General features: G+C 38.3%; 14 protein-coding genes. 10 read left to right on the plus strand and 4 right to left on the minus strand.

The window, feature by feature from the left end; genetic code table 11:
- Positions 1-9: 9 nt before the first annotated feature.
- A complete protein-coding gene (locus tag BUC06_RS01160) occupies positions 10-2,835 on the minus strand; it encodes a TonB-dependent receptor (protein ID WP_073328612.1) in 2,826 nt (941 codons plus the stop codon).
- 606 nt (positions 2,836-3,441) lie between these two features.
- A complete protein-coding gene (locus BUC06_RS01165) occupies positions 3,442-4,011 on the minus strand; it encodes a helix-turn-helix domain-containing protein (protein ID WP_083563885.1) in 570 nt (189 codons plus the stop codon).
- A gap of 153 nt (positions 4,012-4,164) precedes the next feature.
- Here BUC06_RS01165 and BUC06_RS01170 point away from each other — a divergent pair, with 153 nt between their 5' ends.
- The 10 genes from BUC06_RS01170 to BUC06_RS01215 all read left to right on the plus strand — a co-directional run bounded on the left by BUC06_RS01170 (position 4,165) and on the right by BUC06_RS01215 (position 13,831).
- Positions 4,165-4,872, plus strand: coding sequence for a response regulator transcription factor (locus BUC06_RS01170; protein ID WP_073328616.1), 708 nt, complete (start codon positions 4,165-4,167; stop codon positions 4,870-4,872).
- A gap of 3 nt (positions 4,873-4,875) precedes the next feature.
- Positions 4,876-6,276 carry a HAMP domain-containing sensor histidine kinase gene (locus BUC06_RS01175; protein WP_073328618.1) on the plus strand — a complete coding sequence of 467 codons (1,401 nt, stop codon included), beginning with the start codon at positions 4,876-4,878 and terminating at the stop codon, positions 6,274-6,276.
- A 393-nt stretch (positions 6,277-6,669) separates the two neighbouring features.
- Positions 6,670-7,164 carry a hypothetical protein gene (locus BUC06_RS01180; RefSeq protein WP_073328621.1) on the plus strand — a complete coding sequence of 165 codons (495 nt, stop codon included), beginning with the start codon at positions 6,670-6,672 and terminating at the stop codon, positions 7,162-7,164.
- Between the two features lie 33 nt (positions 7,165-7,197).
- Complete coding sequence (locus BUC06_RS01185; protein ID WP_073328623.1) at positions 7,198-8,025, plus strand: YoaK family protein; 828 nt, start codon at positions 7,198-7,200, stop codon at positions 8,023-8,025.
- Positions 8,026-8,466: 441 nt separating this feature from the next.
- Entirely contained in the window at positions 8,467-10,263 is a 1,797-nt protein-coding gene (mutL, locus tag BUC06_RS01190; protein ID WP_073328626.1) for a DNA mismatch repair endonuclease MutL, read from the plus strand.
- 2 nt (positions 10,264-10,265) lie between these two features.
- The gene (locus BUC06_RS01195; RefSeq protein WP_073328628.1) at positions 10,266-10,994 is read left to right on the plus strand and encodes a rhomboid family intramembrane serine protease; all 729 of its coding nucleotides are present in this window, start codon (positions 10,266-10,268) and stop codon (positions 10,992-10,994) included.
- A 6-nt stretch (positions 10,995-11,000) separates the two neighbouring features.
- Positions 11,001-11,990: an endonuclease/exonuclease/phosphatase family protein gene (locus tag BUC06_RS01200; protein WP_073328631.1), complete on the plus strand. Its 990-nt coding sequence runs from the start codon at positions 11,001-11,003 to the stop codon at positions 11,988-11,990.
- A 78-nt stretch (positions 11,991-12,068) separates the two neighbouring features.
- Positions 12,069-13,043, plus strand: coding sequence for an endonuclease/exonuclease/phosphatase family protein (locus tag BUC06_RS01205; protein WP_073328633.1), 975 nt, complete (start codon positions 12,069-12,071; stop codon positions 13,041-13,043).
- Between the two features lie 4 nt (positions 13,044-13,047).
- Entirely contained in the window at positions 13,048-13,410 is a 363-nt protein-coding gene (locus tag BUC06_RS01210; RefSeq protein WP_073328636.1) for a hypothetical protein, read from the plus strand.
- A gap of 40 nt (positions 13,411-13,450) precedes the next feature.
- Complete coding sequence (locus tag BUC06_RS01215) at positions 13,451-13,831, plus strand: hypothetical protein (protein ID WP_073328638.1); 381 nt, start codon at positions 13,451-13,453, stop codon at positions 13,829-13,831.
- Between the two features lie 116 nt (positions 13,832-13,947).
- Here the strand turns inward: BUC06_RS01215 and BUC06_RS01220 are convergent, their stop codons facing one another.
- A complete protein-coding gene (locus BUC06_RS01220; RefSeq protein ID WP_073328641.1) occupies positions 13,948-15,462 on the minus strand; it encodes a GH3 auxin-responsive promoter family protein in 1,515 nt (504 codons plus the stop codon).
- A gap of 105 nt (positions 15,463-15,567) precedes the next feature.
- The gene (locus BUC06_RS01225; protein ID WP_073328644.1) at positions 15,568-15,978 is read right to left on the minus strand and encodes a BrxA/BrxB family bacilliredoxin; all 411 of its coding nucleotides are present in this window, start codon (positions 15,976-15,978) and stop codon (positions 15,568-15,570) included.
- Between the last annotated feature and the right edge of the window lie 126 nt (positions 15,979-16,104).

Genomic DNA, 16,104 nt, shown 5'->3' on the forward strand with positions numbered 1-16,104 from the left:
GATGATGGTTTAGAAGTTCAGTTTTATTCCAAGATTACATCTTACGCCGTAATATTCTACCTGTTCGGGGCGATCTTCATTCTTTCCGAAATGATAGATGAGCGGTTTGTTCAGAATATTGTTAACATCCGCATACAGCATCAGGTGTTTAGTGAATTGATATGATCCTCCGAAATCTAAGCTGCTGTATTTTCCGTAATAAGAATCATTGATATCATCTTCCGCATATTCTACGGCATATTTTCCTTTGTAATTATAAGCCAGTCTTGCGTTGAACCCTTTTTTCTCAAAGAAAACCTGTACGTTGTACAATTGTTTAGCCTGATAAGGAAGGGCTACTTTTCTTCCGCTTGGTTTTTCCATTTCCGAAGTCATGAACGTGGCATTCAGCTGGGTTCCGAAATACTGAAGAAATCCGGGTAAAAAGTCGAATCTTCTGTTGATTCCTAGTTCAACACCGCCCAGCCATGCTGCATTTCCGTTATTCGGTGCGGTAAACTGTACACCCGTCATTCCATTGTAGTTCCCGATGAAAGAATCCTGGAAAATAGGGTCTGTAATGGATTTGTAGAAAACACCTCCGCTTACGATTCCTACATTGGAAAAATAATATTCTCCCATCAGGTCAAAATTCAGTGAATATGTTGGATTAAGTTTGGGGTTTCCGCCTTTGAATTCATTGTCAGCTTCGCTGTATGTTCCACCGGGTGTAATATCGCCGAAGTTGGGTCTTGAAAAAGTTCTGGTGGCAGCAAAACGAAGATTGGTTTTATCATTCAAAGCATATTTGATGTGTAGCATCGGAAGAACAGCCAGATATTTTTTGGTATGTTCAACAGGTGTCAGAACCTCCTCAACCACATTATATCCTTTTACTCTTGTATTGGTATTGGATAATCTGATTCCTCCTAAAACCGTGATCTTGTCACTCAATTTGTAGGTTCCCATTCCGTAAGCATCCGCATGTTTCTCAAAAACATCAAAGTTTCTTCCCAATGCTTTATTGTATTCCAACGCTTCGGAATCGGTAGGGTTGATCTTCAGATTTCCCTGATTCTGGATCCAGAACTGATCCATACCCGTTGTAGAAAGCACAGGTCCGAAAGTGTTTCCAATGTGAGTATTCATTTCACTTAAATATTTCGGCCCGTTCGCCTGTGTAGTGATGTAGGGAGCGTAATCAGACAGAAGGGGAGCCGTTCCTCCGTTCCAGTTATAGAAAATATCAGAGAATCTGGCATTTCTTTCCTTGTCTCTGTATTTGAATCCGTATTTTAAAGTCAGTTTATCTGATGCATTGATCTCATGATTGAATGCAGCGACGATCTTGTCCTTTTCCTCAACAAAAACTTTGTAGAATTCCAGGTCTGTAAATCTCATCTGCGAAGCATCCATTTTAAAGCCCGGATCGCTGTAGAATCCAAATAAAGCATCCGGGTTTTTATAATCTAATTTTCCTCCGTCTGCTTTCCAGTAAGCTCTCGGTCCGCTTCCGTGGTTGGAAATATAATCAGGATTAATGCCTACGCCGGATTGAGTGTATTTGATGACATAATAAGAATTGTTCTGCTTGTCAGGAATGTTTCCGTATTTGAAACGGTTGTCATAATACGATAAATCCCAATCGATTTTTCCCTTATTTAAAGTATGAACTCCACCTAAAGATACAGAAGTAAGTTCCGTAATCAGTAGGTTGTGGATGTTCTGAAGCTCTACTCTGGCTGTATTGTTCGCAGAACTGAATTTATCAAATCTGATTCTGTGTTTGTAATGCGTCTCATCATCCGAAAGCGTTCCGTACATTCCTTTTACATAAAAGGTGTTCTTGGGAGAAAGGACGTATTCGAAGGCGGCATTCACGCCCGTTGTTTTTCGGACTCCGTTGTAATCGCGGAGTTCCATTCTGAAAACCCCTTCGTCACCACTTCTTCTCGCTTCAAAATTATCGGTCGACCAGTTTCTGATAAAGTGAGCCACATTAAATAAATACCCGAATTTTTTATCTTTTGTTCTGCCTCCGTAAAGAAGTCCGAGATTATAAACGCCTTTGTCAGCTTTTGCATTGTAACCGCTTCCCAAAGTTGCTTTGAACTCTGTTTTCATGGGTGGTGTTTTTGTGATAAAATTCACGCCACCTCCGATTCCGTCTGCTTCCATATCAGGGGTAAAAGATTTGTTTACATGCACATAGGAGATCAGTTCTGTTGGGAAAAAATCAAATGCAGTGGCTCTGGAAGTGGTTTCTTCCTCTGCGGTCGGCAATCTGTTTCCGTTGATGGTTGTAGATGCCCAAAACGGCGGAAGCCCTCTTAAGGAAACAAATCTTCCTTCGCCCTGGTCTCTCTCAATGGAAACGCCCTGAACCCTCTGAACGGTTTCTGCTGCATTTCTGTCCGGAAGCTTTCCGATGCCGTCTGAGGCAATGACATTGGTGATATTGACTGCGTTTTTCTGAAGGTTTAAAGCTCTTGCTTCCGTATTTTTCAAAGTTCCGGTCACGACCACTTCGTCAATGCTTTTTCTCTGCTGAGATAGCTTTACAGAACCAACATCTACCGTTTCTCCGGATTTCATATCGATGCTGATCTCTGCTGTTTCGTAACCGATATAGCTTATCTGTAAATGATACTGGCCTTCTTTGATGTCATTAACCGTGAATTTTCCATCAATATCTGTAACGGTATTTTTTGATAAACCTTTTATTTTGACCGACGCACCGGGAAGGGGTTGGCTGTCGTCAAAAACAGTTCCTATAATGAGCTGCTTCTGCGCTGAAACAAAAATCGTGATGCAGACAAAAGCAAGGGTAAGTAATTTCTCTAATTGGGTCCTCATTTTTACATATATTAAATTTTCACTGCAAATCAAGCTAATAATTTTAATATATATAAATATTTTGTATTAAGTATTGTTTAACAAATTTGGGGAATTTGTTACTTATATTTTACTTAATTCACCTTTTTAAAAATAGAAGGAAAATATATAAATAGTTCATAAATCCCTTTATTACAGAGCGTTTTGTGCTAATCCGTGAAATGTTTCCTGAATGGCATTTTTAGATAGATAGAGTTCTGCCAGTTAACATAACGTTAATTTTAGCGGTAAACATAAAATCGAAAAGTTTACTATTTGTAAACTTTTTACCTGAATAAATAAGAAAAGCTTACGAAAATATGAGATTAAAAGCGGAAAGTTTTTACGTTTCTTATTAACACAAATTAGATAAGGATAAGAAAATAGATTATAAGACCTAAAAAGGCGTATTGGAATTTTTAACCATGTCAAGGTTCAAAACCTTGACATGGTTAACAGGGCTGCAAGAACCTAAGATAGTTCAGATTCCCAGACCGTTATTATTTAAAATAAGGCATCCTTAAATGTAAAACTTTGCGTTTAAAATAGGCCGTATTATATAGGAATTTGTAAAATATCAGTACTGTACTATGCAGTATAAAAGTAAAGAACAAGCATAATACAGCTTTCATCGCTGATACTTACCGGAACGTGTGGGAATTTTCCGTTAAAATAAAGGGAATCGCCTTCTTTTAAGATGATTTCTTCGTTGTCGATGATGTATTTCACTTCCCCTTTTAGAATGTATTTAAATTCCCAGGCATCGGTGATTACTTTTTCCCTTTTGGAATTTGGCTCAATGGTGAGTAATACCGCTTCAAAACCTAAAGAATGAAGGCTTTTGCTGAAAATATGCATATACTTAAATCCTTCAGCTTCCACTTCTTTTTCAATGACCTGCTGATTGTCTTTGGGAAGATAAATGAATTTGGCACTGGATTTTTTCTCAACACCTTCAAAGAAATAGCTGGCATCAATCTCCAGAGATTGTATCATATCCAGTAGCACAGGAAGTGAAGGAATGGTTCTTCCGTTCTCGATCCTGGACACAAGGCCGTTGCTTACATTGGCTTTGGAAGCCAGTTCGTTGATGGTTAAATTATTCTTTTTTCTGATATCCTTCAATCTTTTACCGATACCTATTAAAAAATCATTCATAGTGTTTGCAATTTAACCTCAATTATATTCCTTCATTTGAGAGATGAAAAGCAAAGTTAATATTATTCTATATAGCTTCCGCCAACTCCCAGATCAATTCACTGAAAATTGTTATTGAAATTTTTCCCTATTTTTGTGAAATTCCTTATTTCAATGAAAAAGATTATCCTCATCGAAGACGAAACCAGCGTTGTCTCTTTTATAAAGAAAGGACTTCAGGAAAGCGGGTACGAAGTTTCCGTAGCCTTTGATGGCCTTACCGGTGTACAGCTGGTTCAGGCCAACGATTTTGATCTTGTAGTTCTGGATATTATGCTTCCGGAAATGAATGGACTGGATGTCTGCAAAGAGATCAGGAAAACCAATCAGCATGTTCCGATCTTGTTTTTGACTGCACTGGGAACTTCTGAAAATATTGTCCTGGGGCTGGAAAGTGGAGGCGATGATTATCTCGTAAAGCCTTTTAAGTTTATCGAACTGGTGGCGAGAGTCAAATCTCTGCTGAGAAGAAGCAACGGGGTAAGTCCTCAGGAAATTGCTGAGCCGGAACCGGATAATGAACATGTCTTCCAGTTTTCTGATCTGATCGTTAATGATTACACAAAGAAAGTAACCCGGGGCGGTGATGAGATTTCACTGACTTCCACAGAATACAAACTTCTATTGTATTTCCTGAATAATCCTGAAAAAGTAATTTCCAGAGCTGAAATTCTGGATGCTGTCTGGGGGGTCAATTATGAACTCGGAACCAATGTCGTTGATGTATATGTGAATTACCTAAGAAAAAAATTAGATCATCAGGATGATAATAAACTGATTCATACTGTAATAGGAATGGGATACGTATTGAAAAAAAACTAAGCAATGTTTAATAAAGTTGTCACCAATCAGACCAAAACGATGATCCTTCTTATGCTGGTGTTTACTGCCATCATTCTGCTTTTTAGTGGATTGGTCTATTTTTCTATTGTCAACTTTTCGCATCAGAGGTTTTATGAACTGCTGAAAATCCGCACAACCACCATCGTTCAGATTGAGAAAAGTAAAGATCACCTCGATCTTCCTGAAAACTACATCCTCAACAGTCTGAATGATGAAGAGCTTCCCATGGAGAGAGATTATGTTTTTGCGGTGCCCACAGATTCCAATTTCAAAAAAATTTCACAGGAAGTTCATATTCCGGATTATTTTTTCAAAAGTATCGTCAGAAAAGGAGAAGCGAACTATAATGATAAAGAGTTTTACTATATCGGACAGACTTTTAAATATGACGATAAAGAATATATCGCCATCGCTTCTGCCAAGAATCATTATGTAATCTATTATCTGGGATTTTTAAAGAGAACACTGATCACTTGTATTGTCCTTTCTCTGTTCTTCAGCATGATCTTTTCTTTTTATCTGTCTAAAACTTTATTCAGACCCATATTAAAAATTACAGGCAAAGTAAAGGAGATCAGTTCAGAAAATCTTCACCTGAGACTGGAAGCCCAGCCTGACAATAAGGAATTGAATGAGCTGGTAGATACTTTCAACGGAATGCTGAACCGTATAGAAACTTCATTCGAAACCCAGAACCATCTGATCGGAAATGTTTCCCATGAATTGAGAACGCCTTTGACATCCATTATGGGTGAGGCTGACGTAGCACTTTCCATCAACAGAACGGCAGACGAATATAAAGATACCTTACAAATCATCCTGGACGAAGCTGAAAAGCTGGATAAAAAAATCAAAGCACTACTCATGATCGCTGAGACCGGTTTCGACGGTAAAATTCAGAAAATGGACAAAGTAAGGATCGATCAGCTGCTTTGGGACGTGATAGAAACCCTCAGAAAAATTGATTCCAGAAACAATATCTATCTGGATATCAGTATGCTTCCTGAGAATCCTAAAAAACTGAAAGTATATGGTAATGAGCAGCTTCTGCATCTTGCAGTGGCCAATATCATCAGCAATGGGTGCAAATATTCCAATTTCCAGCAGGTGAAAGTTTCCCTCGGTGCCACAGATACCGATGTCTATATCATTATAAAAGACTTCGGGATCGGGATTCCGGAAGTCGAGATGAACAAAATCTACGATCCTTTTTTCCGGGCTTCTAATACCAAAAATTACGAAGGCTATGGAATCGGACTTCCGCTGGCCAGAAATATCGTAAGAATGCACCGTGGCGAACTTATCGTAAGTTCCAATGAAAATCAGGGAACAACCGTACAGATGCGTTTTCCTAATTTCTACAGTGCGAGACCGGAAAGTTGAGGCTTAGACTGAGGTAGGGGGAACGAAGGGTTTGAGAGCTGGAGTGTTTTAGGGTTTCGGAGTTTTGGTCGATTGAAGGTGATTGAGTTCCTATCTGACGTCTAGCATCTTTATTCTTTGCTCTTGTTTCTTATAACTTAAATTCACCATTCACTTGCGAAGCAAAATTCACCATTCAAGTTCTTAATCTCAGCCTTATGCTTAAAGTCTCATGTCTGAAATCTGAGATCTTAGGTCTTCTTATTTTCCTTTATGTTAACGGGCATTAACAATATTCTAATCTCATTCTAATCTCTTTAATCACATTTTAATTCTATTCCAAAGGGCTTCTAATCTTGCCGCTTTAGTTTTGTATTATCAAAATACGATAACACAAATCTAAATCTAAAAGATATGACTAAAACAATTTTAATCGCCACGGATTACTCTCTTGAGTCACTGAATATATTAAAAAAAGTACTGAAAGAGAAAGAAGCTTCGGAAGAACAAAATCAGTATAACATTCTTTTGGTTTCAGGATATGAGCCCGGAGATTCCATCAGAGATCTTCTTTTCAATACAAAAAATACCATTTTCAATAAGATCAGACCACAGGAGTTCTGTGATGCCTATGGAATCATCAGGAATAAATATCCTCACTTAATCAATAAGATCATCTGCGATATTTTCACAGGAAGTTTTCAGAGAACTTTCAACAATTATGTGAAAGCAGAGAATATAGAGGAAGCTTACTATTCTCCGGCTATCAAGAGTAAGGGCAAAGGAAAATTTGACATTGCGCCTTATATCAAAAAATGTAAGGATCTGCAGGTTCATGAAATCAAAGTGGAAATACCGGAGAGACTTCCGGAAAGAGGAAGATTAGCGGAGGTCTTTGTTGAGGTCTAGAAATGAATAAACACAATACTAAAAAATAAAAAAATGTTAAGAAATTATAGTAACAGCCGAACATTGGGAGACAATATCAGATTGGGGACGCTGACTGCATTCACTGCAGGGACTATAAATATTGCTTCCCTGTTAATATTTCTCTCTTTTACCTCCAACGTAACAGGACACTACGCCATATTGGCGGCAGAGATTAGCAAAGGAAACTGGACCCAGGTAGCGGTAGTGGGAGCATGGATTTTTCTCTTCTTCTTCGGAAGCTTTGTGTCTAATTTCATTGTGATCAACTTCAATAAGAGAAGCAAGTATTTCGCACATTCTATGCCTATTGTTCTGGAAATTATGTGTTTGTTATTTGTTGGAATCTATGGACAGTTTTATTATCAGAAAACATTGGAAGAAACAGAATATCTGGTGGCGCTGATGCTTTTTGCAACCGGACTTCAAAACGGCCTTACGGCAAGTATCTCCAATTTCTCGGTAAAGACCACCCACCTTACGGGTACCACTACCGACCTTGGAATTCTGTTTTCTATGTTTACGAAAAAGAAATACAGAAAGAGCGGGGAACTGATCGCAAGAGCAAAACTGCTGATGAGTATCATGGTAGCCTACGTTTTAGGAGCGGTATTCTCAGGACTTACCTACTATTATCTTGAATTCAGGGTATTTTATGTCATCAGTGTATGTCTTTTAATTGTCATCGGATATGATGCTTATAAAATTCATATGAGACACTTTAACACCAAATACCGCTACAGCAGGATTTATAAAAAGCCTACTCTATTAGCGTATTTGTATGATAAGGTCCACGGAATTCCTAAAAGAAAAGAAAAAAGAACGCTTGTTTTTGATGAATAAGCGAAGAGATAAATATCAGTATTATTTTTGTGTAAACTAGCTGTGAACACTCCTTTTCGATGGTAGAGAAGGAGTGTTCTTTTTCAGTTAAAAGAAAGTTATTTTAACGCAAAGGTTGATATTAAAGCGTTTTATTTCTAAGTCTGGAAAGGAGAAATCAATCGAAAATTGATTCGATGAAGCGTACGGATAAAACGGTCGCTTAGTCAGTGTCGAAGCCACAGCTCTTTTGCCCTCCTTAATACTAAAGCAATTCATCATTAAACTTTGCATTAAAAAAAGACAAATTTCTTTTCAATATTTTTTTCCTTTGTCGGGGATAAAAACAGAACAGGACAGCACATTGTGATTAAAATGTTGATAATTAAATTTTAATTCACGGTTTTATTGTTTTAATTCCCGTTTCCATTGACTATTTTTGTAAGTTGATTACAACGTTTTATGTCAGATATTATTCAGCTTTTACCGGATCATGTAGCGAACCAAATTGCGGCAGGAGAAGTGGTGCAGAGACCTGCGTCCATTGTGAAAGAACTTTTGGAAAATGCTATTGATGCCGAAGCGTCTAAGATAGAATTGATTATCAGAGACGCCGGAAAAAACCTGATCCAGGTGGTAGACGACGGCAAAGGAATGTCTGAAACGGATGCAAGAATGGCGTTTGAAAGACATGCTACCTCAAAGATCAAAGGGACGGAAGATATCTTTAAGATCTCTACCAAAGGATTCAGAGGTGAAGCACTGGCTTCTATCGCTGCGGTTTCTCAGGTTGAACTGAGAACGAAGCAGAATGATGCCAAGATCGGAACCAATATCTACATTGAAGGCGGGGTATTTCAGTTTCAGGATCCCATACAGACTGTAGAAGGTTCTAATTTTCTGGTGAAGAATCTTTTCTATAATGTTCCGGCCAGAAGGAAATTTCTTAAAAATAATAATGTTGAATTCAGACATGTTATTGACGAATTCCAGCGTGTTGCGTTGGCGCATGAAAATCTGGAGTTTTCTCTTTTTCATGATGATGAAGCGGTTTTCAGATTAAGAAAAGGAAGCCAGATGCAGCGTATTGTAGATGTTTTTGGACGTAAACTGCAGCCGCAGCTGATTCCTATCAAAGAAGATATTATCTGGTGTAAACTTCATGGGTTTGTTGCCAAACCGGAAGGGGCCAAAAAATCGAGAGGAGAGCAGTTTCTTTTTGTCAACGGAAGGTATTTCAGAAGCCCGTATTTCAATAAAGCGGTTCAGGAAGCTTTTGAAGGACTGCTTCAGCCGGGGTATGTTCCTACATTTTTCCTTTATCTGGAAATGGATCCGGAAAAAATAGACGTGAATATCCATCCTCAGAAAACAGAGGTGAAGTTTGAAGATGAACATCTGATCTTTGCCCTGCTTCGTTCCACCATTAAAAGATCTCTGGGTATTTATAACGTTTCCCCGAGCCTTGATTTTGATAAAGATCCTGAAATGGATGCGATGATGAATAAACCTTTTCCAAGCAAGGGAAACAGTGGTGGCGGGATGCTCAAAATGCCTGAAATTATTGTAGACAAAGACTACAATCCATTTATTGAAGAAAGAAATGTACGTCCGGAGGAGATCCAGAATCTTACGGAAATGTACCATCAGAACATTACCGCAGAGCCTTCAAAGATCAATTTATTTGAAGACGAAGATTTCGATGAAGATCTGATGAGGTTGCCGAACGGCTACTGGCTGTTCAATAAGGGAGATGTGACCCTGATGCTTGATTTGGGAAGAATGCACCGATTGGTCGTTGCGGAAAACAACAAAACGTCAAGGAAAAGTAATCTCAATATCAACCCAAACAGCCATTCGTTGCTGTTTTCTCTGGAGTACCATATGAACGAAATAGAGAAGAATAAATACAATTCTTTCAAAAAATTTCTTCCGGAACTCGGGTTTGACATGAAAATTGCACATGAAAGCGTGCTGAGAATAGATGCACTGCCCGAAGGATTGAAGGAAACCCAGGCGATGAAGTTCCTAGAGAATCTTTTTGAGATCCTTGAATATAAGAGTGAAGAGGAATTTATGCAGTATTATCTGAATCAGTGGAACAAAATGCACTCGAAATCAAGGTTTGATTTTATTTATAAAAAAGATGCGGAACAGGTCATTAAAGATTTTACAGCTTTAGGCTTCCCGGAATTTTTACCGGATGGCAAAAGATGTTTTTATGAAGTTCCGTTTAATGATTTTAAAAACAAGTTTTAAAAATGTTTAACAATATACCGCCCATCACCAGGAATATTATCATTATCAATATCATCGTATTCATTGGGACTTATTTTCTTGGAAATCAGGTAATCGGTTATCTTGCCGGATTTTACCCATTTTCTCCGTTTTTCCATTCATGGCAGATCATTACACATATGTTTATGCATGGAAGCATTATGCATATTTTGTTTAATATGCTGACATTGTACAGTTTCGGACCTATTCTTGAACAAGCTTTGGGAGAGAAGAAATATCTGATTCTTTATTTTCTAAGTGGATTGGGAGCTTTCTTTCTTTTTAATTTATGGAATTTTGTTGAAGCTCAGCAGCTTACGGGTGAGTTGCAGCAGCTTGGATTCAATGTCAATGCCTATTTATCCGGAGCCAGCGTTGGATTTACCGGAGATGCGGCTTCTGTTCTTAAACAAAAAGAGTTGCTGGAAAGCTTTAAAGCAATTGTAACAACGCCTATGGTAGGTGCTTCCGGAGCTATTTTCGGAGTTGTAGCGGCTTTTGCCACTCTTTACCCGGATTCAAAAATCATGATGATGTTTATCCCGGTTCCTATAAAAGTAAAATACCTGATGCCTATCGTGATTGTTGTTTCTGTATACCTGGGTGTTTCCGGAAACGGAGGAGGTATTGCACATCTTGCTCACGTAGGAGGAGCATTGGTTGGCTTTATTCTTGCAAGGATCTGGAGAAAACATCTGTATAGATTCAATTAAAATTCTGTGAAAGTTTTCCGTCTTATCATACTGATCCTGCATGTGGGTATTTTATTCCTGCTGCTGGGTACTTTAATGAATGCTTATGTACCACCCAAAATATTTCCGTGGTTCAATCTGCTTTCTTTGGGGTTTCCCATCCTTATTATTTTATATGCACTATTGACGCTTTTCTGGCTTTTCAGCTGGAAAAAGAGAACTTTTGCATTTATGCTGGCAGGGCTGATCTTCATGAACCCTGTACAACGGTGGGTGAATTTTTCATCCGATAAAAAAGAGACAGCGAATCTTAAAATAGTATCCTTCAATGTCAAAGCGGGATTGATGGGACCTACGGATATTGAAAAATACCTGAACAGGGCTGATGCAGATGTAGTGATGCTGCAGGAAGCAGGTAGTAAGATTTCGTTAAAGGGAATGACCGGAATAGGAGACAATGGCGTTTTAAAACTCTTTTCAAAACATAAAGTTGTAGAATCAAAGGAGTTGATCAAGAGTGATTTTTATACGAATAATGCCTATGCATCTCAAACGGATATTGAAATTAAAGGAAAGGTATATCGTTTTATCAATGTGTATCTGGAACCTTTTAAATTCGAAAAAGGTATGGTTAAAATAGATGGGGTTAAAGAAGAGGATGAGCAAAAACTGAAAAATATTGTGAGAAGACTTATTCCTGTCTTCAAAAAGCATCAGGATCAGGTGGATACGATCAAAGAGGCAATTGAAAATTCTCCTTATCCTGTAATTATTGCCGGAGATCTTAATTCTGTTCCGAATTCTTATGAATACTATCACTTAGGAGATGGACTGGATGATGCCTTTGTAAAAGCAGGGAAAGGCAGTGCTACAAGCTTTCACGACTATAAATTTCCGATCAGAATTGATTATATTTTTACATCAAAAACAGTACAACCTTTGACCTATACCGTAGACCGAAGTGTAAAGCTTTCAGATCATTATCCTGTAATTGCAACTTTTTCACTAAATCATTAACAATCATAATATTAGTTAAAGCTTTGGCGCTTGGTAGGATTTTTGATTGAAGAAGGACATACCCTAGATTGTTTTTTCATGAAGCCGAGCCAGTTGTTATTATTTGTTCATATTGTTGTTGCCGTGTTGCTATTGTGCACATTGGGAAATGCATGGATTCCGCCCAATTTTATGGGCTCACTTAATCTTCTTTCTCTGTGTTTTCCCTATCTGTTTATCGTATATTTTCTCTTAACGCTCGTTTGGGTGATCAAAAGAAAGAAAATAGCCATTGCTTTCGCCTTTGGACTGCTTCTTTTTTACAATCCGGTAAGAAGATGGGTCAATTTTTCCCCAAAAACGGAAAGCTTAAAATCGATAAGAGATATTAAAGTGCTTACATTTAATGTAAAATACGGAGATTTCGGTTGGGAAAAAGTGAAAAAATATATTCAGGATCAGGATGCTGATATTATTTTGGTTCAGGAAAAAGACACGAACAGAGCGATCAGAAAGGATATGGTAAAATACCCTTCTGTTATTCTCAAGACAAAGCATAAGATTGTAAGACAGGAAAAGCTGATAGAAGAACAGGCAAGAGGTAATTCTTTCTATGCCGATATAGATATCAACGGAAAAATCATTAGAGTAGTCAATGTATATTTAGAGCCTTTCAGGTTGCACAAGTCAATGCTTAAATTTGACGGTTTTGCCAAGGAAGGCGGAAAAATTGCCAATCTGCTTTCTCATATGACGCCTACGTTTCAGGCTCATGAAGATCAGATCAGGAAAATCAGAAAAGTAATTGATTTTTCACCTTATCCGGTGATTCTGGCGGGTGATTTTAATTCTGTCCCTAATTCCTATGAATATTATAATCTTGGGAGAGATCTTCAGGACGCATTTCTTACCGTAGGAAACGGAGCTTCTACCAGTTTCCATGACTATAAGGTACCTTTGAGAATTGATTATATCTTTACGTCAAAATCTATCATTCCTTTAAGCTATAAAGTTGACCACTCTGTAAAATTATCGGATCACTATCCTGTAATTGCAGAATTTCTGCTAAATTAGTTCCATGAAAAATTTATTGTCTGCAGTTTTTATGATATCCCTTGTAATGGTAGCCTGTTCAAAGAAAGAGACGCCTGGTTTTGCGGCTGATCAGGAAATGAAAATCCATTATGATACAGCAGCGGTTGATTCGTTTTCTGCGGGAGCCACGTCTGTAGATATTGTACGTCAGATCAGAATGTCTTCACAGAAGTACCAGGACTCCATCAAACAGGCTGAAAAACTTCAGAAAGAAGAACAGAAACTGAAGGAAGAGCTGGAAAAAGAAAATAAAAAGAAGCTGGAAGAGGAGAAGAAAAAGACAGAAACCGATAAGAAAAAGGCTACTCCTGAAACTTCGCCAGCGACTGGTACAAAGACCAATTAACCCTCACTCACATTAAAAAACATTTATAAAAATATAAAATATGAAAAAACAAATCTTAGCAGCAGCGGCAATAGCTTTACTTGCTGTATCGTGTACAAAATCTACTACTAAAACAGAACAGGTAGAAAGCGCTGACGGATCAGTAACCACCACTACGACCACCGTTTCTGAAACGCCTTCTCAAATGGTAGATTCTGCTAAAATAAACAAAGCTAAACAGGATGTGAAATCCAAAGTAGATGAAGCCGGAAATAAAATAGACAATGCCGCTCAGAAAACGAAAGAAGACCTTAATAAAGCAGGAAAAGACATCAAAGCCGGAGCAAAAGAAGTCGGACAGGATGTAAAAGAAGCCGCTGCAAAAGGGGCTGCAAAAGTAGAAGAAGGGGCAAAGAAACTGAAAGAGGATCTAAAGAAATAGTCCGTATAAAATACAGAAAACGCAGCCGGGATTACGGCTGCGTTTTTTTTATGCTCTTTTTTTTGAAGAATAAGATGGAGGTTAGAAGTTATATTGGAAAGCTATTCTTCAATTTTTTATCTGTTAAGTTCCAGTAATGGATCAATATATTCTCTGTCGTTGCTGAGTCTTGGTACTTTATTCTGCCCTCCTAGTTTTCCTTTACCCTCAAGCCATTGATAGAAAAGATCAGGTTTGGCAATATGAACGATTGGTCTTTTCAGGGTCAGATTATTGTATCTTTTCGCTTCATAATCTGAATTGATTGTTTTTAAGTGATGATCGAAGGCGTCTGTAAAACGTTCCAGATCATCCGGATGGTGGCTGAATTCAAAGATCCACTCGTGGGCACCGCCTTCATTCTCTTTCATGAAGACTGGCGCACCAGTAAAATCCGTAATACTTGCTCCGGTAACTTCACAGGCTTTTGAAAGGGCAGATTCTACATTGGTGATCATCAGCTCTTCCCCGAATGCATTGATATAATGTTTGGTTCTTCCCGTAATTTTAATTCTGAAAGGATTGGTAGAGGTAAAGACAACGGTGTCGCCGATCAGGTATCTCCACAGTCCGCCGTTGGTAGTGATCACCATTGCATAGTTTTTTCCTACTTCAACATCTTCCAGACTCACTACTTTCGGATTGGAAAAATGAAACTGATCCATTGGAATGAATTCATAGAAAATACCATAATCAAGCATCAAAAGCATTTCATCACTGTCCGACCTGTCCTGGATCCCGAAGAAGCCTTCAGAAGCATTGTAAATTTCGTAGTAATTGATCTTTTTACCGATGATCTGTCTGTATTGGTCCTTGTAGGCCTTGAAGCTGATTCCACCGTGAAAAAAGACCTCTAAATTGGGCCAGAGTTCTGAAATGCTTCCGCTTCCGGTTTCTTTTAAAACTCTTTGAAGAAGAACAAGCATCCAGCTGGGTACGCCAAGGATACTTCCCACATCTTCATTTTTCACTTCAGAGGTGATGGCTTTAAGCTTGCTTTCCCATTCAGACATCAGAGAAACTTTTTTGCTTGGGGTGGTGGTGATCTCTACCCAAAAAGGCAGGTTATCAATTAAAATAGCAGAAAGATCCCCGAATTTGGTGTTGAAATCTGCGTGGAGCTCTGAACTGCCTCCCAGACGTAGGTTTTTATTGGTGAACAGCTGATTTTCCGGATGATTATTGGCATAAATGGAAACCATATCCTTTCCTGCCTTCATATGGCAGTATTCAAGACTTTCCGTGGAAATAGGGATGAACTTGCTCTTTGCATTGGTCGTTCCGGATGATTTGGCAAAGTGTTTAATGTATCCTGGCCAGCTAACATCCTTGTGTCCCTGTCTTGCTCTTTCAATAAAAGGCTCAAAATCTTCATAGGTAACGATAGGAACCTTGTTTTTAAAGTCCTGATAGCTGGAAATTGAATTGAAACCATACGCTTTGCCGTACTCAGTATCCTCCGCATGAAACAGCTGAGAAAAGAGTATACCTTTCTGAGTTTCAATGGGATGATCCATGAAATTCTGAATCTGATCGATCCTTTGGCGGATAAACCAGTTGACGACAGTATTGAAAAGTGCCTTTGTTGCCATTCCAACAAATATAATAATATTTGGATTTTTACAGAATTTTTATCGTGTTAAATAAAAAAACCGTTACATATCATGTAACGGTTCAGTATTTAGCTTTATTGTTTCTTAGCAATACTCATCAAAAGCTGCCTGAAGATTGGCTGCAATAGCACCTGCAGGGTTTCCTTCAATGTGGTGTCTTTCAAGCATGTGAACCAATTCTCCGTCTTTGAAAAGCGCTACACAAGGAGAGCTTGGAGGGAATGGAGCAAGATGTTTTCTTGCTTCTGCTACAGCTTCTGTATCAAATCCTGCAAAAACAGTTGTTAAATGATCAGGTTTTTTATCTCCTGTCAAAGAATATACCACACCTGGTCTTGCTGCACCTGCCGCACATCCACATACTGAATTGATAACCAATAGAGTTGTTCCTGACTGCTTTAGAGCCTCCTCTACCTGTGCTGGAGATGTTAGATCTTCGAAACCTTTATCTGTAAGTTCTGCCTTCATTGGCATTACTAAATCTGTTGGATACATATATTTTGTTTTTTATCACTACAAAGTTAAGCAATTCTTCGCTTTTGTTCAATATATAAAAACTATCAATCGTTTAGTCAGATAAAATTAATACAATATTAATATTACAATAATATTGAAAAAAAT

The organism is Chryseobacterium carnipullorum (genome assembly GCF_900142785.1).
Lineage (GTDB): Bacteria > Bacteroidota > Bacteroidia > Flavobacteriales > Weeksellaceae > Chryseobacterium > Chryseobacterium carnipullorum.